Genomic DNA, 25,561 nt, shown 5'->3' on the forward strand with positions numbered 1-25,561 from the left:
AGGATCCTGTCTGATACTGAACGTCCTGTCTTCGCAGGCGAGAGTTTTTATCATCTGTATTTTCAAGCAACGCCTGATTGGCCGCGGCCTGAAATCTATTGAATACTATGACTGCCGGCTAACGCCCGCAGCACTTTTTATATTTTTTCCCTGAGCCGCAGGGGCAAATGGCGTTTCTGCCTGGCTGGGGCTTGGTTCCGTCAATATAGTACCAGCGTTGCTCAAGTTGAAGGAAGCGTGAACGCTCGTGCATCGCCTTGTGCTCGCCGGTGCTGCCGTCGACGAAGCGGGCGATGAACTCGACAAAACCCTCTTCGACTTCATGCCCCTGTTTTTCTTCCACCACCGTCAGACCGAGCCATTCGGTATTCTTGAAGCTGTCGACGATCCCGTTGCGCCATTCAGCGGCATGGCAGTCGGGATGCCAGGTGGCTATCAGGTAATCTACATTGTGTTTTACGTAAGCGCTAAAACGCGAACGCATTAATTTACCGGGGGTCGCAGGCGTTTGGGTGCCGTTGATGTAGGGCTCGCAGCATACGCTATACTCCAGGCCGCTGCCGCAGGGGCATAATTCGGGCAAGGTAACTCCTAAAATGGCCGGAACGAAGTGAACGGGCCGATGCTGAAACAAATTTAGCGCATATGTTACCTAACAATATTCGGCTGTGACAATCTACGCTGACAGCAGGGTCGAAACAATTCACCGAAAAAGGGCGGAAACGATGCGGAAAATTAAGGTCGGATTGGCATTGGGCGCGGGGTCGGCCAAAGGATGGGCTCATATCGGTGTGATCAACGCGCTAAAGAAATTGGGTGTTGAAGTCGATATAGTAGCCGGCTGCTCGGTGGGTGCCTTGGTTGGCGCGGCATTTGCCAGCCACCGTTTACCGGCGATGGAAACCTGGGTGCGTTCATTCAGCTATTGGGATGTGATCCGTCTGATGGACTTGTCCTGGCAACGCGGTGGGCTGTTGCGTGGCGAACGTGTGTTCAACGCGGTAGCGCAGTTGTTGAAGATTGATGATATCGCTGAATGTTCACTGAAGTTTGGCGCGGTAGCGACTAATCTGAGCACCGGGCGGGAACTGTGGTTAACGGAAGGAGATATTCATCAGGCGGTGCGTGCGTCGTGCAGCATGCCTGGTCTCTTGGCACCGGTGTGGTTTGACGGTTATTGGCTGGTGGATGGTGCGGTGGTGAATCCGGTACCTATCTCATTGACCCGGGCTTTGGGGGCAGACATCGTTATTGCCGTTGACCTGCAACATGATGCCCATTTAATGCAGCAAGATTTGTTCTCGGTACGCGGTCCTGAGCTGGAGGCACCAAAAGATTTCCCCGCCCGAAACTGGCGAGGGCGATTGAGGGAACGTATCAGCAAAATGACCACCAGAAAGCCGAATTTCACGCCGACGGCGATGGAGATCATGGGGACTTCGATCCAGGTGCTGGAAAATCGGCTGAAACGCAACCGCATGGCTGGCGATCCGCCGGACGTGCTGATCCAACCCTATTGCCCACAGATTTCGACATTAGACTTCCATCGCGCCGATGAAGCGATTGAAGCGGGTAGACTGGCGGTTGAAAAACAGCTGGATAAGCTGTTGCCATTGATAAAAAACAAATAATTTACGGCTCTTAACGGTATGACCTGCAGTGGGGAAAATTTCCGGCAGGCATAAATAGTCTTTTTGAGCCACTATTACACTATGGAAAGGGAAGAGGCTCGGCTGATGGCATTACCACTGACTCACAAGCGCATTTTGGTCGTTGAGGACGAACTGGTTTTTCGTTCCGTGCTTGTTGGCTATTTGAAATCGTTGGGGGCGGAAACCAGTGAAGCGGCCAACGGTTTGCAGGCATTGAGTCTGGTGGATGATGTTCATCCCGATTTAATCCTGTGCGATCTGGCGATGCCGGAAATGGATGGGATCGAGTTTGTCGAACATCTGCGCCTGCAAGGCGTACAAACCCCGGTGTTGGTGATCTCGGCAACCGATAAAATGGCGGATATCGCCAAGATGTTGCGGTTGGGCGTCCAGGACGTGTTGTTAAAGCCGGTGACCGATCTTAATCGCCTGCGTGAAGCGGTGCTGGGTTGCCTGTATCCCAATATGTTTACTTCGCCGGCTATCGAAGAAGTGGAACTGTTCCAGGACTGGGATGCACTGAGTAAAAATCCCTCCGAAGCAGTGAGGTTGCTCAAACAGCTACAGCCACCGGTTCAACAAACCATTGCTCATTGCCGGGTTAATTACCGGCAATTAACCACCGGCGAAAATCCGGGGCTGGTGCTGGATATTGCCGCGCTATCGGATAAGGATCTGGCGTTCTATTGTCTGGATGTGACCCGTGCAGGGGATAATGGCGTATTGGCGGCATTACTCCTGCGGGCTTTATTTAATGGACTACTGCAGGATCATTTAGCTAATCAGCGTCATCGGTTACCGCAAATGACATCATTGTTAAAGCAAGTTAATCAATTATTACGTCAGGGCAAACTGGAAGGGCAATTCCCGCTGTTGGTCGGTTATTATCACGCCGAATATAAAAACCTGATTTTGGTCTCCGCAGGCCTACATGCCAATGTGAATACCGGTGATAATCAAATTCAACTGAGCAACGGTGTGCCGCTAGGGACACTGGGTGCGACCTATATGAATCAAATCAGCCAGCACTGTGCCGCCTGGCAGTGCCAGGTCTGGGGCTCTGGCGGCAGGCTGCGCTTGATGCTCAGCGCCGAATAAACCAACGTGATTAAAACAGCATGTGGAATTTAGATATTTGACGTGCTTATTTTTACCTCAGTTAGCCCATAGGGTAATTGTCCTAAAGTTTTTCTATTTGTGCTGTGGCTAATGCCAGTCAGTCATAAGCTGGTATACTCCGAAGGTTTTTTTGTATGGTTGATGAAGCTCATAAACCGAGCGCTATTAAGAGAGGAAATAATGCCTGCTGTAAATCGTAAAGTCAGAAAGGCTGTGATCCCGGTTGCAGGCTTGGGAACACGGATGTTGCCGGCGACAAAAGCCATTCCAAAAGAAATGCTGCCGCTGGTTGACAAGCCCTTGATCCAATACGTTGTCAATGAATGTATTGCAGCAGGGATTAACGAGATTGTGTTGGTTACCCATTCCTCCAAGAATTCGATCGAAAACCATTTCGATACCAGTTTTGAACTGGAAGCGATGCTGGAAAAGCGTGTTAAGCGCCAGTTGCTGGATGAAGTGCAGTCTATCTGTCCAAAGGGCGTTACCGTGATGCAGGTACGTCAGGGGGTAGCTAAAGGGCTGGGGCACGCGATTATGTGTGCTTATCCGTTGGTGGGTGACGAGCCGGTGGCAGTGATTTTGCCGGATGTTATCCTCGATGAGTACAGTTCCGATCTGAAAAAAGACAATTTGCACGAAATGCTGCAGCGCTATGAACAAACCGGCATCAGCCAGATTATGGTCGAACCCGTGCCGCATAAAGATGTTGGCAACTACGGCGTGGCCGATTGCAAAGGATATGAGCTGCAGCCGGGCGAAAGTGCCCCGATGGTCAGCGTGGTCGAGAAACCTTCGCCGGATGAAGCGCCGTCTAACCTGGCCATTGTTGGCCGTTATGTGCTCTCCGCCGATATCTGGCCGCTGTTGTCGAAAACCCCTCCGGGTGCCGGTGGTGAAATCCAGCTTACCGACAGCATTGAAATGCTGATGCAGCAAGAGACCGTAGAGGCTTATCACCTGAAAGGGATCAGCCATGATTGTGGCAATAAGCTCGGTTATATGCAGGCGTTTGTCGAATATGGCATGCGCCATGCCGGGCTGGGCCAAGATTTTACGCAGTGGTTGAAGCAGTTACTGGCCGCTGATAAAAAATAATTTATTTATCTTTCGTCTTAATTTGAAAAACTAGGATTTTCCCATGAAAGTAACAGTTTTTGGTATTGGCTATGTTGGCCTGGTGCAGGCTGCGGTTCTTGCTGAAGTCGGCCACGACGTGATGTGTATTGATATAGACGAGCGTAAAGTCGAAAACCTGAAGAAAGGGAACATCCCTATTTTTGAGCCTGGCCTGACGCCGTTGGTGCAGCAAAACTATGAAGCCGGTCGTTTGCATTTCACCACCGATGCTAAAGCCGGCGTCGCGCATGGCACCATTCAGTTCATCGCCGTGGGGACACCACCGGATGAAGATGGTTCGGCCGATTTGAAATACGTGACTGCTGTAGCGCGCACCATCGCAGAACATATGACCGACAGTAAAGTGGTTATCGATAAATCTACTGTGCCGGTTGGCACCGCAGATAAAGTCCGTCAGGTTATGGAAGAAACGTTGCAGAAGCGTGGCAGCAAAATTCCTTTCGATGTGGTTTCCAACCCTGAGTTCCTGAAAGAAGGCGCTGCGGTAGCAGACTGTATGCGTCCTGAGCGCATCGTCATCGGTACCGATAACAAAGATGTGATCGAGCCTATTCGCGAGCTGTATGAGCCGTTCAACCGCAATCACGATCGCATGATCATGATGGACATTCGCAGTGCTGAGCTGACCAAGTATGCTGCCAACTGTATGCTGGCGACCAAAATCAGCTTTATGAATGAAATGTCTAATCTGGCCGAAATGCTCGGTGCTGACATTGAAAAAGTGCGCCAGGGTATCGGTTCTGATTCCCGTATTGGCTATCACTTTATCTACCCAGGCTGCGGTTATGGCGGCTCCTGCTTCCCGAAAGACGTTCAGGCCCTGATCCGCACCGCTGAACATATTGGCTACCAGCCAAAACTGTTGCAGGCGGTAGAGCAGGTCAACTATCAGCAGAAATATAAGCTGACCAAATTTATCAAACATCACTTTGGTGAAGATCTGAAAGGCAAAACCTTTGCACTGTGGGGGCTGGCATTCAAACCCAATACCGACGACATGCGTGAAGCTTCCAGCCGTGTGCTGATGGAGCAACTGTGGGAAGCGGGTGCTACCGTGCAGGCGTACGATCCTGAAGCGATGAACGAAGTGCAACGTATCTACGGCCAGCGCGACGATTTGAAGCTGGTGGGTACTAAAGAAGCGGCTCTGCAGGGGGCTGATGCGCTGGTTATCTGTACCGAATGGCAGAACTTCCGCGCGCCTGATTTCGACGTGATTAAAGGCTCGTTAAAGCAGCCGGTGATCTTTGATGGCCGCAACTTGTTTGACCCTGAGCGTCTGGAAAATCGTGGCTTTACCTATTATGCAATTGGTCGCGGCGCGTCCATTCAGCCGGTTATTTAAGGGACAAATATGAAATTCCTGGTTACAGGCGCGGCAGGGTTTATTGGTTATTACACCGCTGAGCGTCTGTTGGCCGCTGGGCATCAGGTTGTCGGTATCGACAACCTGAATGATTATTACGATGTGGGTCTGAAAATGGCTCGCCTTGATCTGCTGGCGGATAAACCTGATTTCCAGTTTATCAAGCTGGATCTGGCCGATCGTGATGGCATGGCGCAGCTGTTTTCAGAGCATCAGTTCCAACGGGTGATTCACCTGGGGGCTCAAGCCGGGGTGCGTTATTCTTTGGAAAACCCGCTGGCATATGCGGACTCGAATCTCATCGGGCATTTAAACGTGCTGGAAGGGTGCCGACACAATAAAGTTGAGCATCTGTTATATGCTTCTTCCAGTTCGGTATATGGCCTGAATCGTAAGCTGCCATTTGCGACCGAAGATTCTGTTGATCACCCGATATCATTGTATGCGGCAACCAAAAAAGCCAATGAGCTGATGTCGCACAGTTACTCCCACTTATATGGTCTTCCCACCACCGGTTTGCGTTTCTTTACCGTATATGGCCCGTGGGGGCGCCCGGATATGGCGCTGTTTAAATTTACCAAGGCCATATTGGCGGGCGAAAGCATTGATGTATATAACCACGGGGAGATGCACCGTGACTTTACCTACATCGACGATATCGCAGAGGCTATTGTGCGATTGCAGGCAGTTATTCCTCAGGCAGATCCAGCCTGGACGGTTGAGCAGGGTTCGCCGGCGACCAGTTCTGCGCCATACCATGTTTATAATATCGGCAACAGTAGCTCGGTGAAGCTGATGGAATATATCAGGGCACTGGAACAGGCGTTGGGGGTTAAGGCTCGTAAGAATATGCTGCCGATGCAGCCTGGCGACGTGTTAGATACCAGTGCAGATACTGCGGAGCTTTATCGTGTGATTGGCTTCAAGCCTGAAACCAGCGTTGAAGAAGGCGTGAAGCGCTTTGTTGAATGGTATAAATCATTTTATAAAGTTCAGTAATTGAGCAGTGTGTAAATGCTATAAGGGGCCTTGGCCCCTTTTTTATGTTTAGGCAAAGTCAGGGCAGCCCGGTAAATCAGGAGACAAAACCAATGGGGAGAGGGTGACTTCCATAGGATAATTACCTAAAGCCTAACTTGAGTTCTGTCATCTCTGAAAATAAGCATAACAAAAAGGCTCCCGAGGGAGCCTTTTTAACGTGCAGCGGAATGCTATTACAGCAGGAAATCGTCCAGAGATTTACCTTGCTCTTCGATAGCTTTCTTAATCACTGCTGGAGTACGGCCCTGGCCAGTCCAGGTTTTCAGTTCACCGTTTTCGTCTTTATATTGGTATTTAGCCGGACGTGCTGCACGTTTAGCTTTACCAGCGGCTTTAGTTGCAGCCATAGTTTGCAGCAGTTCATTAGGATCAATACCGTCAGCAATCAGCATTTCACGATATTGCTGCAGTTTACGGGTGCGTTCTTCAACTTCTGCTTGAGCCTGGCTGTCTTCTTCGCGACGTTCGTTCACAACAACTTCCAGTTTTTCAAGCATCTCTTCCAGCGTTTCCAGGCTGCATTCTCTTGCCTGTGCGCGTAGAGTACGGATGTTGTTCAAAATCTTTAATGCTTCGCTCATTGTCCTAGTCTCAAATTATATTGGTGGGGGGCGTCTGGATAATAATAGAGTGCTCTTTTCTTTTCTGCAATAGACAAATTGAAAGGAACGCTCAAATTTACCTTTTAAAACACCTAACCTGAACACTCCGGCTAATATAGGCGGGGGGGATAAGTATTACAACCTCCATTTTTAAGTCAAATTTTCAACAATGCGGTATGTTTGCTATGGCTGAAAGGCATTCATGGCTAAGTTATAATTGTGTTTTATATCAATATTACGATGAATTCTGTGGGTTAAATCACGCGTCTTAGTATGCAAACACTGTAAACAATGGGGGTATACGAGTAAGGATAACGTCAAGAACTGTAGCCTTAGCTGTTTTATGTCATTAAATACTCTGCTGTAGAACCGGCTGGTGTTAATAGATTCAGTACCTCTGTGTCTCGGGGACTGACCTGTGTTGGTATAACCATTAATGCCGGATGCTAATCATTAGCAGTAATTAAATGTGATGACGGACGGGAGTTATCCTGTAAATAGATGTAAAAGCACGGCGCGCACAGAACCTAATGTTTCATTTGAAAGTTTGGTATTCGTTTAGTCGGGATGTTGATTAACCCGGACGTGAGCAGGCCAGCAGGTTATGTTACACTTTACGTCTGAATCAACGTTTGAATATTTCTTATACCATTGGAGTTGCGGGCCCATGGCTCAACTTTATTTTTATTACTCTGCTATGAACGCAGGGAAATCTACCGCGTTGTTGCAATCTTCATATAATTATCAAGAACGTGGTATGCGTACGCTGGTGTTTACCGCCGAAATAGATCACCGTTTTGGCGTGGGTAAAGTGAGCTCGCGGATCGGCCTGTCATCCCAGGCACAGCTCTATAATAACGAGTCGATGCTCTACGCAATGATTGCACAGGAACATCAACAGCAACCGATACATTGCGTGTTGTTGGATGAAAGCCAGTTTCTGACGAAGCAGCAGGTTGAGCAATTGTGCGATGTGGTCGACCAACTGGATATTCCCGTTTTGTGTTATGGCTTGCGCACTGACTTTCTGGGTGAGCTGTTCATCGGCAGCCAATACTTGCTGGCCTGGGCAGACAAACTGGTAGAGTTGAAAACTATCTGCCATTGCGGACGTAAGGCCAATATGGTGTTACGGCTGGATGAGAGCGGGCAGGCTATGCATGCCGGTGAGCAGGTCGTGATAGGCGGCAACGAGAGCTATGTCTCCGTTTGCCGCAAGCATTATAAGGAAGCCATACAGGCACAGGAGTAAGATTTTGAACCCCACAGGGAGCCTTGTAGCGTGTTTGAGCGCAATGGTGCAACCTGGAAGGTTGAGTTAATCCTTCAGCATAAAAAAACCGCCTTTCGGCGGTTTTTTATTGGTTCAATGAACCGTTACTTTTTGGTCTTTTTTTCCGCTTTGGCCGCAACAGGTGCTACCAAAACTTCTTCATCTTCCGCTTCACTAAACTTACGGCCGTAGAAGGTATCCAGCATAATTTGCTTAAGTTCTGCAATCAGCGGATAACGCGGGTTGGCGCCGGTACATTGGTCGTCAAAGGCGTCTTCAGACAGCTTGTCAACTTTCGCCAGGAAATCGGCTTCCGTCACGCCGGCTTCACGGATTGATGCCGGGATGCCCAGTTCGGCTTTGATCTCGTCCAGCCAGGTCAGCAACTTCTCGATTTTCTGTGCGGTACGGTCACCCGGTGCGCCCAGACCGAGGTGGTCAGCGATTTCAGCATAGCGACGACGAGCCTGTGGGCGGTCGTACTGGCTGAATGCCGTTTGCTTGGTTGGGTTGTCGTTCGCGTTATAGCGAATAACGTTGGAGATCAGCATGGCGTTGGCCAGACCGTGTGGGATGTGGAACTCAGAGCCCAGTTTGTGGGCCATTGAGTGGCAAACCCCCAGGAAGGCGTTGGCGAACGCGATACCGGCGATGGTGGCGGCATTGTGCACGCGCTCACGGGCTACCGGGTTCTTGGCACCTTCTTTGTAGCTGGCTGGCAGATACTCTTTCAGCAGTTTCAACGCTTGCAGCGCCTGGCCATCAGAGTATTCGTTCGCCAGTACTGAAACGTAAGCTTCCAGTGCGTGAGTCACCGCATCCAGGCCGCCGAAGGCGCACAGGGATTTTGGCATGTTCATCACCAGGTTGGCGTCAACGATCGCCATATCCGGTGTCAGTGCGTAATCCGCCAGTGGATATTTCTGGCCGGTCACGTCGTCGGTCACTACCGCAAACGGCGTTACTTCTGAACCGGTACCTGAAGTGGTCGTCACGGCAATCATTTTTGCTTTGACGCCCATTTTCGGGAACTTGTAGATACGTTTACGGATATCCATAAAGCGCAGCGCCAGGTCTTCGAAATGGGTTTCAGGATGTTCGTACAGTACCCACATGATCTTCGCAGCATCCATCGGTGAACCCCCACCCAGCGCGATGATTACGTCTGGTTTGAAGGAGTTCATCTGCTCAGCGCCTTTACGCACGATGGACAGTGTTGGATCCGCTTCAACTTCAAAGAAGACTTCTGTTTCAATGCCGTGAGACTTCAGAACGGAGGTGATCTGGTCTGCATAACCGTTATTGAACAGGTAGCGGTCGGTCACAATGAAGGCGCGTTTTGCCCCGTCGGTCGCTACTTCTTCCAGCGCGATAGGCAGTGAGCCACGGCGGAAGTAGATTGATTTCGGAAGTTTATGCCACAACATGTTTTCTGCTCGCTTCGCTACAGTTTTCTTGTTGATCAAGTGTTTTGGACCGACGTTTTCAGAGATGGAGTTACCCCCCCATGAACCGCAGCCCAGCGTCAGTGACGGAGCGAGTTTAAAGTTGTACAGGTCACCGATGCCCCCCTGAGAAGCCGGGGTGTTGATCAGGATACGTGCGGTTTTCATCTTGTCGCCGAAGAAGGCAACGCGTTCCGGCTGGTTATCCTGGTCGGTGTACAGGCAAGAGGTGTGACCGATACCGCCCATGGCGACCAGCTTTTCCGCTTTGCTTACGGCGTCGGCAAAGTCTTTGGCGCGATACATAGCCAGTGTAGGCGACAGTTTTTCGTGAGCGAAAGGCTCTGTTTCATCAACCAGCTTCACTTCACCGATCAGCACTTTGGTGCTTGCCGGTACTTTGATGCCAGCCATTTCAGCGATTTTCGGTGCAGACTGGCCAACGATAGCCGCATTCAGGCCACCGTTTTTCAGGATAATGTCCTGAACGGCTTTCAGCTCTTTACCCTGCAGCATGTAGCCGCCGTGGGTAGCGAAACGTTCGCGTACTGCATCATAGATTGAATCAACCACGATGACAGACTGCTCAGAGGCGCAAATAACGCCGTTGTCGAAGGTTTTGGACATCAAGATTGAAGCAACAACGCGTTTGATGTCTGCAGTTTCGTCAACCACCACAGGGGTGTTACCTGCACCAACGCCGATAGCCGGTTTGCCGGAGCTGTAGGCGGCTTTCACCATGCCTGGACCGCCGGTCGCGAGGATCAGGTTGATGTCAGGGTGGTGCATCAGTTGGTTAGACAGTTCAACGGTAGGTTGGTCAATCCAGCCGACGATATCTTTAGGCGCACCGGCGGCAATCGCGGCCTGCAGCACAATATCCGCGGCTTTGTTGGTGGCATTTTTCGCACGTGGGTGCGGAGAGAAGATAATACCGTTACGGGTTTTCAGGCTGATTAACGCTTTGAAAATCGCCGTGGAAGTTGGGTTGGTGGTAGGGACGATACCGCAAATCAGGCCAATAGGCTCTGCAATAGTGATGGTACCGAAAGTATGGTCTTCGGCCAGAATGCCGCAGGTTTTTTCATCTTTATAGGCGTTGTAGATAAACTCTGATGCGAAGTGGTTTTTGATCACTTTATCTTCAACGATACCCATTCCGGATTCTTCGACGGCCAATTTGGCCAGAGGAATACGGGCATCGGCAGCGGCGAGGGCAGCAGCGCGGAAAATTTTATCAACTTGCTCTTGAGTGAAGTTGGCATATTCGCGCTGGGCTTTTTTGACACGTGCAACTAGCTCGTTCAGTTCAGCGACATTTGTTACAGCCATAATGCTCTCCTGATAATGTTAAACTCTTTCAGTAAATCAGCCGTGCGAGCAAGTAGTATAGACAGATCGGTGGAAAATGCTGTTTTAAAAACAAAGGCTTTCCGCCATTTTTTGTCACATGTCGCTGATTTGCTTAAAGAGCTTTACCCGATGCTTCAGCAGGAGAAGACAGCGGGGCGAACAGAGATGCCACTTTTTCCTTAATCTGTTCTACTCCCTGACTACGACTAAGAGCTTAACTACTCTTGGTTAGTGATTTTGTGATTTAAATCATAAAAACCGCAAGCTGACACCATTCAGCTGTGGTTGTTGAGAATTATTATTGATAACTGCTATGTCAGGCACTTTTCTCAACATGAAAAATCATAAACCGTACATTGCTTTAACAATAGAGAATTATCTTATCGGCATGGGCATAAATAGATATAAATCCCGCCCATGACCAATGGATTACCCGTGGCAATTCTATTACATTAGCGCGCGAAGGCAGTGTCACTTTTAGAGCTACTAAAGCGGAGTCATTTGTGGGCCCATCTCTGTTGGATTTTTCCGGCTTCATTAAATTTTTTGTCGGCCTGTTTGCGCTGGTGAACCCGGTGGGTATTTTACCGGTGTTTATCAGCATGACCAGCTACCAGGCGGCGGCCGGGCGCAATAAAACTAACCTGACCGCCAACCTGTCGGTCGCCATTATCCTGTGGACCTCACTGTTTTTGGGGGAGGGGATTTTGCGCATGTTCGGCATCTCGATTGATTCGTTCCGTATTGCCGGTGGCATTCTGGTGGTCAGTATTGCCATGTCGATGATCAGCGGCAAGCTGGGTGAGGACAAACAGAACAAGCAGGAGAAATCAGAGAGCGCAATCCGTGAGAGCATCGGCGTGGTGCCGTTGGCATTGCCACTGATGGCTGGGCCGGGCGCTATCAGTTCTACCATAGTGTGGAGTTCTCGCTACCACAGCTGGCAGAACCTGCTGGGGTTTACCCTGGCCATCGCGTTGTTCGCCTTTTGTTGCTGGTTGTTGTTCCGTGCTGCGCCTCTGCTGGTGCGTCTATTGGGGCAAACCGGCATTAACGTCATTACCCGTATCATGGGGTTGTTGCTGATGGCATTGGGTATCGAGTTTATCGTGACGGGTATAAAGGCCATATTCCCCGGCTTGCTGTAATCCGGCGAATGAGTCGCGAATAGGATGATTCGCGACTCAAATTAATTTTAAAAAATAAAAACTATTATTGGCTCGCATTAATATAGTGCTTAATGTGAATGAATTTTATTCACTTGCACCATAATGCGGCATAAATCTTAATCTGTTGCTCAATAAAAGCTCTAAGCGCTATTTTTACCCCTTATCCTCCTCGGTTATTGCCCTTTATTACCTTCTGAACATCAAGTTTGCTGTTAATTTAATCACATCATTCTGTAGGGCTTGTCTCGCTTTCATCCAGGTGTTATTAGTGATTAACCGCACATAAGCAGGTGTTTGTTCTTTGAACGGTGTCTTTGTTAACTGAATGTTTCTTTATCTGGTGTGTGAGTTCGCTGCGTACGGCTTTGATGGTGATAATTTAAATTTTAGTGATTAAAATCAATGAGTTGAATTGCACCTTTGTTACCCCTTCGTCATGGTGACAAAACCCGTCTGATGCAATAAAAGAGAATTGCTTAACATTTCTGTAAAAATTATTGGCTATGGAAATTGCCTTCTGCTAATTTCCGAGCAACTTTCTACGCGTAATTAACGGTATCGCGTCGCCAAAGTGGGAATGATTTTTGCTGGTGTCTGTTTATTTAGAATTCTTATAAATACTTCACGAATATCGATAAGCATTGCTTGTCGGTGAAAAGGAGCCTCGACCATGCAGCAAACCCTAAAATGCACTCCATTGGCCATGTTCATTGCCGGCTTGCTGAGTCTCAGCACCGTTTATTCTGCTCAGGCGGCTGATGTTCCGGCCGGGGTACAATTGGCCCAACAGCAGAAGATTGTCATTAACAACGGTTCGGAAGTGGCTTCATTGGATCCGCATAAGGTCGAAGGTATACCGGAAAGCAATATCATTCTGAACCTGCTGGAGGGGCTGGTCAGCACCGACGCTAATGGGCACGTGATTCCGGCCGCGGCGACAAATTGGGAAAATCAGGATTTTAAGACCTGGACTTTCCACCTGCGGCCCGACGCGGTATGGAGTGATGGCTCACCGGTGACCGCACAGGATTTTGTCTACAGTTGGCAGCGCCTGGCCGATCCGAAAATCGGCTCACCTTACGCCAGCTATCTGCAGTACGCCAAAGTTGAAAATATCGACGCGATCCTGACCGGCAAGCAAAGTCCGCAGACCCTCGGCGTTAAAGCCATTGATGATAAAACGCTGCAGGTCTCTCTGAGCGAGCCAGTGCCGTATTTTATCAGCATGCTGAGTCATACCTCGCTGAAACCGGTGAAACGTTCGGTGGTGGAGAAGTTTGGCGACAAATGGACGCTGCCTGCGAACTATGTCGGCAATGGGGCCTATCGCTTGAAAGATTGGGTAGTGAATGAGCGCATTGTGCTTGATCGCAGTCCAAGCTACTGGAATAACAAGAAAACGGTTATCGATCAGGCAACGTTCTTGCCAATTTCTTCTGAGGTCAGTGACGTTAACCGCTTCCGCAGCGGTGAAATTGATATCACCAACAGCGCCATCCCGCCGAACCTGTTCGCGAAGATGAAGAGTGAGATCCCTGAGCAATTGCACGTTAACCCTTATCTGTGCACTTTTTATTACGAGATCAACAATCAGCGCGCGCCATTTACCGATGCGCGGGTGCGCGCTGCAGTGAAACTGACGTTGGACCGCGACATTATCGCCAACAAGATCATGGGCCAGGGACAGATCCCGGCCTACAGCTTTACCCCGACCTTTACCGAAGGTGCCAAGTTCACCGCGCCGGAATGGGCAGGATGGAGCCAGGAACAGCGTAATGCCGAGGCGAAGAAACTGTTGGCCGAGGCTGGCTTCAGCGCGGCTAAACCGCTGAAATTCACGCTGCTGTACAACACCTCCGATCAAAATAAGCAGCAGGCGATCGCGGCGGCGTCAATGTGGAAGAAAAACCTCGGCGCGGATGTCACGCTGCGCAATCAGGAGTGGAAAACCTCACTGGAAAGCCGTCATCAGGGGCAGTACGACGTGGCTCGGGCCACCTGGTGTGGTGACTATAACGAGCCAAGTGCCTTCCTGAACCTGCTGATCTCCAATAGCAGTATCAACACCATTTTTTACAAGAGCCCGGCGTTTGACGCCCTGATGGCCAGCACGCTGAAAGCGCCGGACGAAGCTGCGCGTGCTGCCCTTTATCAGCAGGCTGAGGTGCAGTTGGACAAAGACTCAGCGTTGGTCCCGGTGTATTACCGCGTTAGCGCGCGTTTGATCAGACCTTCAGTGGGCGGCTTTACCGGTAAAGATCCGCTGGATTACACCGATGTGAAAAATCTATACATCATCAAGCAGTAACGAGGGGTATTACGTCACGCCAACAACGGTGAGTAATACAGGGAAGGCCGCCTGCCGTATTCGTTCATCGGCAGCCGGTATAACAAGGTCCGCTCACGGGCAACGCAGGCTCCACGACGAGCCTGTGATAATAAAAACTGGAGTATACACATGACCAACATCACGAAAAAAACCATCCTTGCGGCCGGCATTATTGCCGCGCTGGGCATCACAGCAACCGGAAGTGCTTTTGCGGCTAACGTGCCGGCGGGCGTGCAACTGGCGGACAAGCAAGAAATCGTTAAAAACAACGGTTCGGAAGTGCAATCCCTGGATCCGCACAAAATTGAAGGCGTGCCGGAAAATAACGTTACCCGCGATCTGATGGAAGGTCTGGCCAACAATGGTCCGGATGGTTCCATCGTTCCAGGCGTGGCGGAAAGCTGGGATAACAAAGATTTTAAAGTGTGGACCTTCCATCTGCGTAAAGACGCAAAATGGTCGAATGGCAAGCCGGTAACGGCGCAAGATTTCGTTTATAGCTGGCAGCGCGTGGTGGATCCGAAAACGGCATCCCCTTACGCCAGCTATCTGCAATACGCTCACGTAGAAAACGTCGATGACATCATCGCCGGCAAGAAAGACAAATCCACCCTGGGCGTGAAAGCTATCGACGATCACACCTTCCAGGTCACCCTGACTGAGCCGGTGCCTTACCTGGTTGAAATGACGCCGCACTATGCGATGAAGCCAGTGTTTAAAGACGCGGTCGAGAAGTTTGGCGAGAAGTGGACCTTGCCGGCGAACTACGTCAGCAACGGTGCTTACAAGCTGAAAGACTGGGTGGTTAACGAACGTATCGTGCTGGAACGTAACCCGGAATATTGGGATAACGCCAAAACCATCATTAATAAAGTGACGTTCCTGCCAATTTCGTCGGAAGTGACCGATGTGAACCGCTACCGCACCGGCGAAATCGACATGACCTATAACAACATGCCGATTGAACTGTTCCAGAAGTTGAAGAAAGAGATCCCGAAAGAAGTTCACGTTGATCCCTACCTGTGTACCTATTACTACGAGATCAACAACCAGAAAGCCCCATTTACCGATCAGCGCGTACGTGAAGCGCTGAAGCTGGGTCTGGACCGTGACATCATCACCAATAAAGTGAAAAACCAGGGTGATCTGCCGGCCTACAGTTTCACACCTCCTTACACCGATGGCGCCAAACTGACGCCACCAGAGTGGTTCGGCTGGACACAGGAAAAACGCAACGAAGTAGCGAAAAAACTGCTGGCTGACGCGGGTTACGGCCCGGGCAAACCACTGACTTTCTCACTGCTGTACAACACTTCCGATCTGCACAAAAAACTGGCGATCGCCGCGGCCTCCATCTGGAAGAAAAACCTGGGTGTGGACGTGAAGTTGGTGAATCAGGAGTGGAAAACCTTCCTGGATACCCGTCATCAGGGGACCTATGACGTAGCGCGCGCCGGCTGGTGTGCCGACTATAACGAACCAAGCTCGTTCCTGAACATGATGCTGTCTGACAGCAGCAGTAATACCCCGCACTATAAGAGCGCGGAGTTCGATAAGCTGATGGCGAATGTGCTGACGGCGAAAACCAAAGAAGAACGTGCAGAGCTGTATCAGAAAGCCGAAGTGCAGTTGGATAAAGACTCCGCCATCGTTCCGGTTTATTACTACGTGAATGCCCGTTTGGTGAAACCTTATGTTGGGGGTTACACCGGTAAAGACCCACTTGATAACGTGTACGACAAAAACCTGTACATCATCAAGCATTGATAAGGTAAGTGCCGGCGGTGTGAACCGCCGGCCCATGTTGAGAATAATAAGCCGTTATCAGGCTGCAGCACAGGGTTAGGGCAATGCTTAAATTTATATTTCGTCGCTTGTTAGAAGCGATCCCGACACTATTTATCCTTATTACCATCTCATTCTTCATGATGCGTTTGGCACCCGGCAGCCCATTCACCGGCGAGCGCGCATTGCCGCCGGAAGTGATGGCCAACATCGAGGCCAAATACCATTTGAACGATCCGATCTGGAAGCAGTATGGCCATTATCTGGTGCAACTGTCGAAAGGGGATTTCGGTCCGTCATTCAAATACAAAGATTACTCGGTTAACGATCTGGTGGCTGCTTCATTCCCGGTCTCCGCCAAGCTTGGCCTTGCCGCATTTTTGTTGGCGGTCGTCCTGGGAGTTAGCGCCGGGGTGGTTGCCGCGCTGAATCAAAATACCAAATGGGATTATACGGTGATGGGCTTTGCCATGACCGGGGTGGTGATCCCCAGTTTCGTGGTGGCGCCGTTACTGGTGTTGATTTTCGCCATCACGCTGAAATGGTTGCCGGGTGGCGGTTGGAACGGCGGGGCGCCGAAATACATCATCCTGCCGATGGTGGCGTTATCACTGGCCTATATTGCCAGTATCGCCCGTATCACGCGGGGATCGATGATTGAAGTGCTGCACTCAAACTTTATCCGTACAGCCCGCGCCAAAGGCTTACCGATGCGTCGCATTATTTTCCGCCATGCGCTCAAGCCTGCGTTATTACCGGTACTTTCTTATATGGGCCCGGCGTTTGTCGGCATCATCACCGGCTCCATGGTGATCGAAACCATTTATGGTCTGCCGGGTATTGGCCAGCTGTTTGTTAATGGCGCGCTGAACCGCGACTACTCTTTGGTATTGAGCCTGACCATCCTGGTAGGCGGCCTGACCATTTTGTTTAACGCGATCGTGGACGTGCTGTACGCCGTTATCGATCCAAAAATTCGTTATTAAGCTGGAGCACGCAAATGATGTTGACGAAAAAGAACAGCGAGGCTCTGGAGAACTTCAGCGAAAAGCTCGAAGTGGAAGGGCGCAGCCTGTGGCAGGATGCCCGTCGCCGCTTTGTGCATAACCGTGCGGCAGTCAGCAGCCTGTTCGTGCTGGTGCTGATTACCCTGTTTGTGATTGTGGCGCCCTGGCTGTCACAGTTTGCCTATGACGATACCGATTGGGCGATGATGTCGGCCGCGCCGAGTTTTGATGCGGGACACTACTTTGGCACCGACTCCTCCGGTCGTGACTTGCTGGTGCGGGTGGCGATTGGCGGACGTATCTCGCTGATGGTTGGCGTATCGGCCGCGCTGGTGGCGGTGGTGGTCGGGACTTTGTATGGCGCGATGTCCGGTTACCTGGGCGGAAAAACCGACTCGGTAATGATGCGCCTGCTGGAAATCCTCAACTCCTTCCCGTTCATGTTCTTCGTGATCTTGCTGGTTACCTTCTTTGGGCAAAACATCCTGCTGATCTTTGTGGCGATCGGCATGGTGTCCTGGCTGGATATGGCGCGTATTGTGCGCGGACAAACCCTGAGCCTGAAGCGTAAAGAGTTTATCGAAGCGGCGTTGGTGTGCGGTGTGTCGAGTCGCAATATCGTGCTGCGCCATATCGTACCGAACGTGCTTGGCGTGGTGGTGGTATACGCTTCATTGCTGGTGCCGAGCATGATCCTGTTCGAATCTTTCCTCAGCTTCCTGGGGTTGGGTACCCAGGAGCCGTTAAGCAGCTGGGGTGCATTGCTGAGCGATGGCGCCAACTCGATGGAAGTTTCACCGTGGTTGCTGCTGTTCCCGGCGGGTTTCCTGGTTGTCACTCTGTTTTGTTTCAACTTTATCGGCGATGGCCTGCGTGACGCCCTCGACCCGAAAGATCGTTAAGGAGTGCAATCATGAGCACCATTGAAAATCCGCAGTTGCAAACCAGCACCGCCGCTAAATCGCCGCTGTTGCTGGATGTAAAAGACCTGCGCGTGACCTTCGGCACCCCGGACGGTGACGTGACGGCAGTGAACGATCTGAACTTTGACCTGCGCGCCGGCGAAACGCTGGGTATCGTGGGGGAGTCCGGCTCCGGTAAATCCCAGACTGCCTTTGCGCTGATGGGGCTGTTGGCCAGCAACGGTCGCATTGGCGGCTCGGCTAAATTTAACGGCCGTGAAATCCTCAACCTGCCGGAGAAGCAGCTCAACAAGCTGCGGGCGGAAGAGATTTCGATGATTTTCCAGGACCCGATGACCTCGCTCAACCCTTATATGCGCGTTGGCGAGCAGTTGATGGAAGTGCTGATGCAGCACAAAAACATGGGCAAAAGCGAGGCTTTTGAAGAATCGGTACGCATGCTTGATGCGGTTAAAATGCCTGAGGCGCGTAAGCGCATGCGCATGTATCCGCATGAGTTTTCCGGCGGTATGCGCCAACGCGTGATGATTGCCATGGCGTTGCTGTGCCGGCCGAAGCTGTTGATCGCCGATGAACCTACCACCGCACTGGATGTGACGGTTCAGGCGCAGATCATGACGCTGCTGAACGAGCTTAAGCGCGAGTTCAACACCGCCATCATTATGATCACCCACGACCTGGGCGTGGTGGCCGGTATCTGTAACAAGGTGCTGGTGATGTACGCCGGGCGTACCATGGAATACGGCAGTGCACGCGATGTGTTCTATCGTCCGAGCCACCCTTACTCGATTGGTTTGCTGAATGCGGTACCGCGTCTGGACGCCGAAGGTGAGGCGCTGATGACTATTCCTGGCAACCCACCGAATCTGCTACGTCTGCCGAAAGGCTGCCCGTTCCAGCCGCGTTGTTCTTACGCGATGCCGCAATGTGCAAGCGCTCCGCCATTGGAGCAGTTTGGTGAAGGGCGTCTGCGCGCCTGCTTTAAACCGGTGGAGGCGTTGGTATGAGTACGGTAACCGACAAGAAAGTCTTGCTCGAAGTGGCTGATTTGAAAGTGCACTTCGACATTCATGATGACAAACAGTGGTTCTGGCAGCCGCCGAAAACTCTGAAGGCCGTTGACGGCGTGACGCTGCGCCTGTTCGAAGGGGAAACTCTGGGTGTGGTGGGCGAGTCGGGTTGTGGTAAATCAACCTTCGCCCGCGCCATTATCGGTTTGGTGAAAGCAACCAGCGGGCGCGTTGCCTGGCTGGGTAAAGACTTGCTCGGCATGAGTGACGTTGACTGGCGCAAAACCCGCAGTGATATCCAGATGATCTTCCAGGATCCGCTGGCCTCGCTGAACCCGCGCATGACCATCGGGGAAATCATCGCCGAGCCGCTGCGCACTTATTACCCAAAAATGCCGCGTCAGGAAGTTAAAGACAAGGTTAAGGCGATGATGCTGAAGGTTGGCCTGTTGCCAAACTTGATCAACCGCTATCCGCATGAGTTCTCCGGCGGTCAGTGTCAGCGTATCGGTATCGCGCGCGCCCTGATCCTGGAGCCAAAATTGGTGATTTGTGATGAACCGGTCTCGGCGCTGGACGTGTCGATTCAGGCGCAGGTGGTGAACCTGCTGCAGCAACTGCAGCGTGAAATGGGCCTGTCGCTGATCTTTATTGCCCATGACCTGGCGGTAGTAAAACACATCTCTGACCGCGTGCTGGTGATGTATCTGGGCCATGCGGTGGAACTGGGCACCTATGACGAGGTGTACCACAACCCACAGCACCCTTATACCAAAGCACTGATGTCGGCGGTGCCGGTTCCGGATCCGGACAAGGAAAAGGATAAAAAGATCCAGTTGCTGGAAGGGGAACTGCCTTCACCGATCAACCCGCCATCTGGCTGCGTGTTCCGCACTCGCTGCCCCATCGCCGGGCCGGAATGCGCCAAGACCCGACCGTTGCTGGAAGGTAGCTTCCGCCATGCGGTTTCTTGTCTGAAGGTTGATCCGCTGTAACCGGTGTTTTTCGCCAACAAAAAACCCGCCAAATTGGCGGGTTTTTTTATGCCTGATGGCCTCTTACTCTTTCCACAGAATGTGGCAAAGCTTGTGGTCTTTCTCACGGCACAGCAACACGCGGGCAAACACGTCGTTGATCGGCTCGCCATCGCTGTCTGCCAGGCCAATCACCACTTCGGCGAAAAAGTCCGGGTTCAGGTCAAAATCCACATGTTCTGACCAGTCTTCCGCCGGGTCATACAGTTCGGCACCACCGCGCTCCTCAAACTGCAGGTTGAACAGCAGAATATCCGCCGGATCCAGATTGTCGCCGGCCAACTCCAAAAAGATGTCGTAAGCCTGTTCCAGCGTTTCGTCTTCAGTAAGGCGGTTATTCAAATCCATAATTAAATCCCGATAACAAATGATTCCTCATTATACCCTATGAATTTCAAGTTGCAGCTAGGCGATCAGCTCATTCATCCTCAGATTGGTAGGGGCGCTGCATGCTGCGCCCGTTTTAATCGGGGCGAATTTGTTCGCCCCCTACGGAAAGGGTATAAAGCATGCCCGCTACGGCATTTATAGCAGCGGGCTGAAAAAGTAGAACAGGCGCTCAACAATGCGGTGCCAGAACGGCCGTTTCTGCCACTCTTTGGCATTCAGCAACTGCGAGCGGGCTATATAGTCATCCTGCACGCAGGCCAGATCGCTGCCGAAACCGTCATCGTCGATCACCAGTGTAATTTCGAAATTCAGCCACAGGCTGCGCATATCCAGATTCACTGTGCCAACCAGGCTGAGCTGGCCATCGACCAGTACGCTCTTGGTATGCAGCAGGCCATCTTCAAACTGGTAGATATTGACGCCGGCTTCCAGCAGCTCGGAGAAGAAAGAGCGACTGGCCCAGCGTACCATCGTGGAGTCATTGTCGCGTGGGACAATAATGCTGACTTCAACCCCGCGCAGGGCGGCGGTGCAAATCGCATGCAGCAAATCGTCACTGGGCACGAAGTAGGGGGTGGTCATGATCAACTGCTCACGCGCTGAGTAAACCGCGGTCAGCAGCGCCTGGTGGATCATTTCTTCCGGGAAGCCGGGGCCGGAGGCGATAACCTGGATGGTGTGACCGCTTTCCTGTTCGAACGGCATGATATTGACGTCCGGTGGTGGCGGCAGGATCCGTTTACCGGTTTCAATCTCCCAGTCACAGGCATAAACGATGCCCATGGTACTGGCGACCGGGCCTTCCATTCGTGCCATCAGATCGATCCACTGACCAACACCGGCGTCCTGTTTGAAATAGCGTGGATCAACCATGTTCATACTGCCGGTGTAGGCAATATAGTTGTCAATCAGCACCACTTTACGGTGCTGGCGCAAATCCATTCGGCGCAGGAATACGCGGAACAGATTGACCTTGAGTGACTCCACCACTTCGATGCCGGCATTACGCATCATGCCGGGATAGGGGCTGCGGAAGAACTGCAGGCTGCCGGCAGAGTCCAGCATCAGGCGGCAATGCACGCCGCGGCGCGCAGCGGCCATCAGGGATTCGGCTACCTGATCCACCAATCCGCCGGGTTGCCAGATGTAAAACACCATCTCAATATTATGACGCGCCAGCTCAATATCGCGGATCAGCGCTTTTAGCGTTGCGTCGGTGGTGGTGAGTAACTGGAGTTGGTTGCCCTTGACGCCATCAATACCCTGGCGGCGATTGCACAGCTGGAACAGAGGTCTGGCGACCTCGCTGTAGTCGGTGGCGAAGATGCGTTGGCTCTCTTTTAATTCGCTCAGCCAGCGTGCGGTAGAAGGCCACATCGCCTTGGCGCGTTCGGCGCGGCGTTTGCCCAGATGCAATTCACCAAAGGATAAATAAGCCACAATACCGAACAGCGGCAGAATATAGATAACCAGCAACCAGGCCATAGCAGAAGGCACAGCACGGCGTTTCATCAGAATACGCAGTGTCACACCGGCGATAAGCAGCCAGTAACCAAAGACCATGAGCCAACTGATTACGGTATAAAATGTTGTCATAAAGGCGAAAAATCCCGTTCGCAAACCACCAACGATGAGTGTACGCACAGAACGCTAAAGGGGAAACCTTTTCTCGGCGCTTATGTTGCAAAAATATGATTGGCTTAAGGCACTTGCTGTAAACAAAAAATACATTTTTCTCCGGTCATCGCGTCGCCCAGTCGGATTGAAATACGGCGAACTGAGGGTTGGATCGCTCAGCGAAAGGGCTATAATGCCCGCCGTAGGTTTTTGACGGATGAGTGACAAACGATGAGACGCAGTAGAAACGAGGTCGGCCGCTGGCGGATGCTACGACAGAGTCAGCGCCGCAGGCATCGCTGGTTGGAACGCCAGTCTTGCAGTAATCGACATATTATTCGGGTGCGGCGTCGCCTGGATGACCAGCACCGGCGTTCATTGCTGTTTGTGGTGGCCTACGAGTGGTAAAACAAAAACAGTCCCCTCAGGGACTGTTTTGCTAACTGCGGCAGGGGTTATTTCCCCAGATAGGCGTTAAGCATCCAAACCTGCTTTTCCTGTTCTTTGATGTAGTCGCTCATCAGTGAAGCCGTGCCTTCATCACCCGCATCGGCGGCCAGTGTCAACAGGTCGCGCTGCTGTTGCAGCAGCACCGAATAACCGTGCAGCAACCCACCCAGCGTGCCTTTATCGTCGGTAACGTTGGTGTCTTCCTTGATGTCGGAAGTTTTCAGATAATCGCTGAAGGCATGACGTGGCTGCGAGCCCAGGGTCAGAATACGTTCCGCCAGCTCATCCACCTTGGTCAGCAGATCGTTATAGGTTTCTTCAAATTTGACGTGCAGCTCAAAGAAATGCGGGCCGGAAATGTTCCAGTGGTAGCCGCGCACGTTCATATACAGCACCTGATAATTCGCCAGCAGCGCATTCAACGCTTCGGATAGTTTTGCCGATTGTTTACTGTCCAGGCCGATATGGTTTTTCGCTGCTTTCTTCGTCGTTGCCATAATAATCTTCTCCTGATTATTTGATTCGATGATTTACACAATATCCATAACAAACACAGTAACCGGATTTATCGCAGGGTTAAAGACGATCAAAAGCATCAATGCAATCGCTGAAACCAATAACGATAAATCCGACAAGCAAATTGCCAATTCAGTTTAAGCAGAATGCGCTAACAACAACAGCGGCTTCTTATCATTACTTGCGCAAGGCCATTTTTGCCACACCGGCACCCAGTACCATCAGCAATGCCGCCGCGATCAGCACCACGATAAATGCGCGGTCGAAAGCCAAACGGGCCAGTTGTTTAAGTTGTTCAGCCTGATCGGTGGCCAGAGTGACGGTCAGCCGCAGGGCTTCATCGATACTGTCGTAAGCGATAGCGCTTACCGGCAGAGTGCCAGGCAGCACCAGGCTGTGGCTGTAGATGGCGCTCATCAACCCGCCCAGCAAGGTGATACCCAGAACGCCGCCCAGTTCATAGGACACGTCTTCGATCGACGCCGCCATGCCGGATTTTTCTTCCGGGGCATTGAGCATGATGGCGGTCGACGCGGCGGTAATCGCACCACCGATGCCAAAACCGGCGATAAACAGGCAAACCAACTGCAACACCAGGTGACTCTGATAAAGCAGGGCCAGGCCGCCGATACCCAAACCGGTCAGGAGCAACCCACCGAATATCATGCTGCGCTCGCCGTAGCGTGGCAGCATTAATCCGGCCAGCGGACCGGCTAATGCAGAGGCCACGGGGATAGGCAGAATAAACAGCGCTGCTTGTAACGGGCTCAGTTCAAGTACCAGTTGCAGACGTTGAGTCAGCACCAGCTCCACACCGACTAACGCAATCATCGAAATCAGAGCGACGCCGACGCCGCCGGCAAACAGCCGATTCTGGAACAGCGAGAAGTCGATCATTGGATAACGCGCCTGACGCTGGCGGCGGACAAACAGCCAGAGCGAAAAAATACCGATGGCAGCTGCCACCGTTAACGCGGTGAAGGAGGGAGTCGCCTTGCTCAGTTCCTTCAGCGCATAGATGCTGCCCACCAGACCGGCCATGATCTGCACCGAACCGATGATATCGTAAGGGCGTTTATTTTCTCCGCCGCAGTGCGGTATCAACCGCCATGCCAACGGTAACACTACCATGACGACGGGCACGTTAATCAGGAACACCGACCCCCACCAGAAATATTCCAGCAACACTCCGCCAACCACCGGGCCAATAGCGGCACCACCGGAGGCGACAGCAGCCCAAATGCCAATCGCCAGGGCGCGTTCGCGTTCGTCGGTAAAAACGTGGCGGACAATGGACAGCGTGGCTGGCATCATCATTGCTGCGCCGACAGCGAGGAATACGCGGGCGGCGATCAACCATTCGGCTGATGGAGAAAAGGCCGCACACAGGGAGGCGACGGCAAACACGGGCAGTCCGGCAATAAACAGCCGTTTATGACCAATGCGATCGCTCAACATGCCTGCACCGGGCAGCAAACCGGCAACCACTAACGGGTAGGCATTCACAATCCATAATTTTTGCGAGGCACTGGCATCCAGCGCTAACGTCAGGCGTGGCAATGCGGTGTACAGCACCGTCATGTCGATGATGATCAAAAATAGCGCGCTGGAAATCATTGCCAAGATCAACCAGCGGTTGTTTACGTGCATAATATTATTCCAAAAAAGCGAGCGACGCGGATGCGTTGCCATAAAGTCACTACCCGAATCTGTCGGGTGGTATACTGACGCTAATATATATCCATACGTATGTATTGAAAAGAGGGTTTCTCAATGGGACGTCAACGCAGCATCGATCGTGACAAGGTTCTGGATGCGGCTGAAGAGATTGTTGCCACGCAGGGTGCCGCCGGGCTGACCATCGACTCCGTCGCCAAAGCGATGGGGATTTCCAAGGGGGGGGTGCAGTACTGCTTTGGTAGCAAAGACGCGTTAATTGACGCGATGTTCGATCGTTGGGGTAAGGCCTATGATCGGGTGTTTGATGCCATTGCCGGAGACGATCCCTCGGCCACCACTACCGTACAAGCGCATATGCAGGCGACCCGAAGCTCCGATCAGGCGTCCAGCGCCAAGGCGGCGGGGCTGATGGCGACCCTGATCCAAACGCCAGAGCATCTGGACAGTACGCGCGAGTGGTACCGCAGCCGGATCGCCGGTCTGGACTTAACCACCGAGGACGGCAAGCGCGCTCGATTGGCTTTCCTGGCCACAGAAGGGGCATTTATGCTGCGTTTCTTTGGCCTGATGGAGATTGACCAGCCAGAGTGGGACGCCATGTTTGCGGATATGCAGGCGCTGATTTTGCAAAATGGGGGGAATAGCTGAGTTTTTGCAAGT

Annotated in this window: 22 protein-coding genes; 15 read left to right on the plus strand and 7 right to left on the minus strand. The window is 51.8% G+C overall.

The features are described 5' to 3' along the window. Positions 1-118: 118 nt before the first annotated feature. Complete coding sequence (locus OC597_RS08650; RefSeq protein ID WP_261256600.1) at positions 119-583, minus strand: YchJ family protein; 465 nt, start codon at positions 581-583, stop codon at positions 119-121. Positions 584-725: 142 nt separating this feature from the next. Here OC597_RS08650 and rssA point away from each other — a divergent pair, with 142 nt between their 5' ends. The 5 genes from rssA (at position 726) to OC597_RS08675 (ending at position 6,276) form a co-directional block, all read left to right on the plus strand. Next, entirely contained in the window at positions 726-1,631 is a 906-nt protein-coding gene (rssA, locus tag OC597_RS08655; RefSeq protein WP_261256602.1) for a patatin-like phospholipase RssA, read from the plus strand. Positions 1,632-1,736: 105 nt separating this feature from the next. Then, positions 1,737-2,750, plus strand: a complete 1,014-nt coding sequence (gene rssB / locus OC597_RS08660; protein ID WP_261256604.1) for a two-component system response regulator RssB — start codon at positions 1,737-1,739, stop codon at positions 2,748-2,750. 201 nt (positions 2,751-2,951) lie between these two features. Beyond that, positions 2,952-3,869, plus strand: a complete 918-nt coding sequence (galU, locus tag OC597_RS08665; protein WP_261256606.1) for a UTP--glucose-1-phosphate uridylyltransferase GalU — start codon at positions 2,952-2,954, stop codon at positions 3,867-3,869. A gap of 43 nt (positions 3,870-3,912) precedes the next feature. After that, the gene (locus OC597_RS08670; protein WP_261463423.1) at positions 3,913-5,256 is read left to right on the plus strand and encodes a UDP-glucose dehydrogenase family protein; all 1,344 of its coding nucleotides are present in this window, start codon (positions 3,913-3,915) and stop codon (positions 5,254-5,256) included. Between the two features lie 9 nt (positions 5,257-5,265). Then, positions 5,266-6,276, plus strand: coding sequence for an NAD-dependent epimerase (locus OC597_RS08675; RefSeq protein ID WP_261424084.1), 1,011 nt, complete (start codon positions 5,266-5,268; stop codon positions 6,274-6,276). 215 nt (positions 6,277-6,491) lie between these two features. Here the strand turns inward: OC597_RS08675 and hns are convergent, their stop codons facing one another. Continuing rightward, positions 6,492-6,899, minus strand: coding sequence for a histone-like nucleoid-structuring protein H-NS (gene hns / locus OC597_RS08680; RefSeq protein ID WP_006321188.1), 408 nt, complete (start codon positions 6,897-6,899; stop codon positions 6,492-6,494). Between the two features lie 688 nt (positions 6,900-7,587). Between hns and OC597_RS08685 the strand changes: the two genes are divergently transcribed. Then, positions 7,588-8,172 carry a thymidine kinase gene (locus tag OC597_RS08685; protein WP_261256613.1) on the plus strand — a complete coding sequence of 195 codons (585 nt, stop codon included), beginning with the start codon at positions 7,588-7,590 and terminating at the stop codon, positions 8,170-8,172. A 125-nt stretch (positions 8,173-8,297) separates the two neighbouring features. On the opposite strand, the gene adhE is transcribed toward OC597_RS08685, so the two are convergent. Further along, a complete protein-coding gene (gene adhE, locus OC597_RS08690; RefSeq protein WP_261256616.1) occupies positions 8,298-10,970 on the minus strand; it encodes a bifunctional acetaldehyde-CoA/alcohol dehydrogenase in 2,673 nt (890 codons plus the stop codon). A gap of 524 nt (positions 10,971-11,494) precedes the next feature. Here adhE and OC597_RS08695 point away from each other — a divergent pair. The 7 genes from OC597_RS08695 to oppF all read left to right on the plus strand — a co-directional run bounded on the left by OC597_RS08695 (position 11,495) and on the right by oppF (position 20,209). Further along, positions 11,495-12,139 carry a YchE family NAAT transporter gene (locus tag OC597_RS08695; protein ID WP_085117083.1) on the plus strand — a complete coding sequence of 215 codons (645 nt, stop codon included), beginning with the start codon at positions 11,495-11,497 and terminating at the stop codon, positions 12,137-12,139. Between the two features lie 691 nt (positions 12,140-12,830). Beyond that, positions 12,831-14,468: an ABC transporter substrate-binding protein gene (locus tag OC597_RS08700; RefSeq protein WP_261256618.1), complete on the plus strand. Its 1,638-nt coding sequence runs from the start codon at positions 12,831-12,833 to the stop codon at positions 14,466-14,468. Positions 14,469-14,618: 150 nt separating this feature from the next. Then, positions 14,619-16,256 carry an oligopeptide ABC transporter substrate-binding protein OppA gene (gene oppA, locus OC597_RS08705; RefSeq protein ID WP_261256620.1) on the plus strand — a complete coding sequence of 546 codons (1,638 nt, stop codon included), beginning with the start codon at positions 14,619-14,621 and terminating at the stop codon, positions 16,254-16,256. Positions 16,257-16,339: 83 nt separating this feature from the next. Further along, a complete protein-coding gene (oppB, locus tag OC597_RS08710; protein WP_085117080.1) occupies positions 16,340-17,260 on the plus strand; it encodes an oligopeptide ABC transporter permease OppB in 921 nt (306 codons plus the stop codon). Between the two features lie 14 nt (positions 17,261-17,274). After that, a complete protein-coding gene (gene oppC, locus OC597_RS08715) occupies positions 17,275-18,183 on the plus strand; it encodes an oligopeptide ABC transporter permease OppC (protein WP_261256622.1) in 909 nt (302 codons plus the stop codon). A gap of 11 nt (positions 18,184-18,194) precedes the next feature. Next, complete coding sequence (locus OC597_RS08720) at positions 18,195-19,211, plus strand: ABC transporter ATP-binding protein (protein WP_262208383.1); 1,017 nt, start codon at positions 18,195-18,197, stop codon at positions 19,209-19,211. Then, positions 19,208-20,209 carry a murein tripeptide/oligopeptide ABC transporter ATP binding protein OppF gene (gene oppF / locus OC597_RS08725; RefSeq protein WP_099062841.1) on the plus strand — a complete coding sequence of 334 codons (1,002 nt, stop codon included), beginning with the start codon at positions 19,208-19,210 and terminating at the stop codon, positions 20,207-20,209. Before OC597_RS08720 ends, oppF begins: the two co-directional genes overlap by 4 nt. Positions 20,210-20,272: 63 nt before the next feature. On the opposite strand, the gene OC597_RS08730 is transcribed toward oppF, so the two are convergent. Continuing rightward, a complete protein-coding gene (locus tag OC597_RS08730) occupies positions 20,273-20,596 on the minus strand; it encodes an HI1450 family dsDNA-mimic protein (RefSeq protein ID WP_004945300.1) in 324 nt (107 codons plus the stop codon). A gap of 177 nt (positions 20,597-20,773) precedes the next feature. Next, positions 20,774-22,234, minus strand: a complete 1,461-nt coding sequence (gene cls, locus OC597_RS08735; RefSeq protein WP_085117076.1) for a cardiolipin synthase — start codon at positions 22,232-22,234, stop codon at positions 20,774-20,776. A gap of 252 nt (positions 22,235-22,486) precedes the next feature. Here cls and OC597_RS08740 point away from each other — a divergent pair, with 252 nt between their 5' ends. Beyond that, positions 22,487-22,663 carry a YciY family protein gene (locus tag OC597_RS08740; RefSeq protein WP_071593055.1) on the plus strand — a complete coding sequence of 59 codons (177 nt, stop codon included), beginning with the start codon at positions 22,487-22,489 and terminating at the stop codon, positions 22,661-22,663. A gap of 47 nt (positions 22,664-22,710) precedes the next feature. Here OC597_RS08740 and OC597_RS08745 read toward each other — a convergent pair whose 3' ends face one another. Next, the gene (locus OC597_RS08745) at positions 22,711-23,202 is read right to left on the minus strand and encodes a Dps family protein (protein WP_085117075.1); all 492 of its coding nucleotides are present in this window, start codon (positions 23,200-23,202) and stop codon (positions 22,711-22,713) included. 196 nt (positions 23,203-23,398) lie between these two features. Then, positions 23,399-24,871: an MFS transporter gene (locus OC597_RS08750; protein ID WP_262208384.1), complete on the minus strand. Its 1,473-nt coding sequence runs from the start codon at positions 24,869-24,871 to the stop codon at positions 23,399-23,401. Between the two features lie 123 nt (positions 24,872-24,994). Here OC597_RS08750 and OC597_RS08755 point away from each other — a divergent pair, with 123 nt between their 5' ends. Next, entirely contained in the window at positions 24,995-25,549 is a 555-nt protein-coding gene (locus tag OC597_RS08755; protein ID WP_261424082.1) for a TetR/AcrR family transcriptional regulator, read from the plus strand. Positions 25,550-25,561 lie beyond the last annotated feature (12 nt).

Source organism: Serratia proteamaculans (assembly GCF_946227095.1).
In the GTDB taxonomy this organism is placed as follows: Bacteria; Pseudomonadota; Gammaproteobacteria; order Enterobacterales; family Enterobacteriaceae; genus Serratia; species Serratia proteamaculans_E.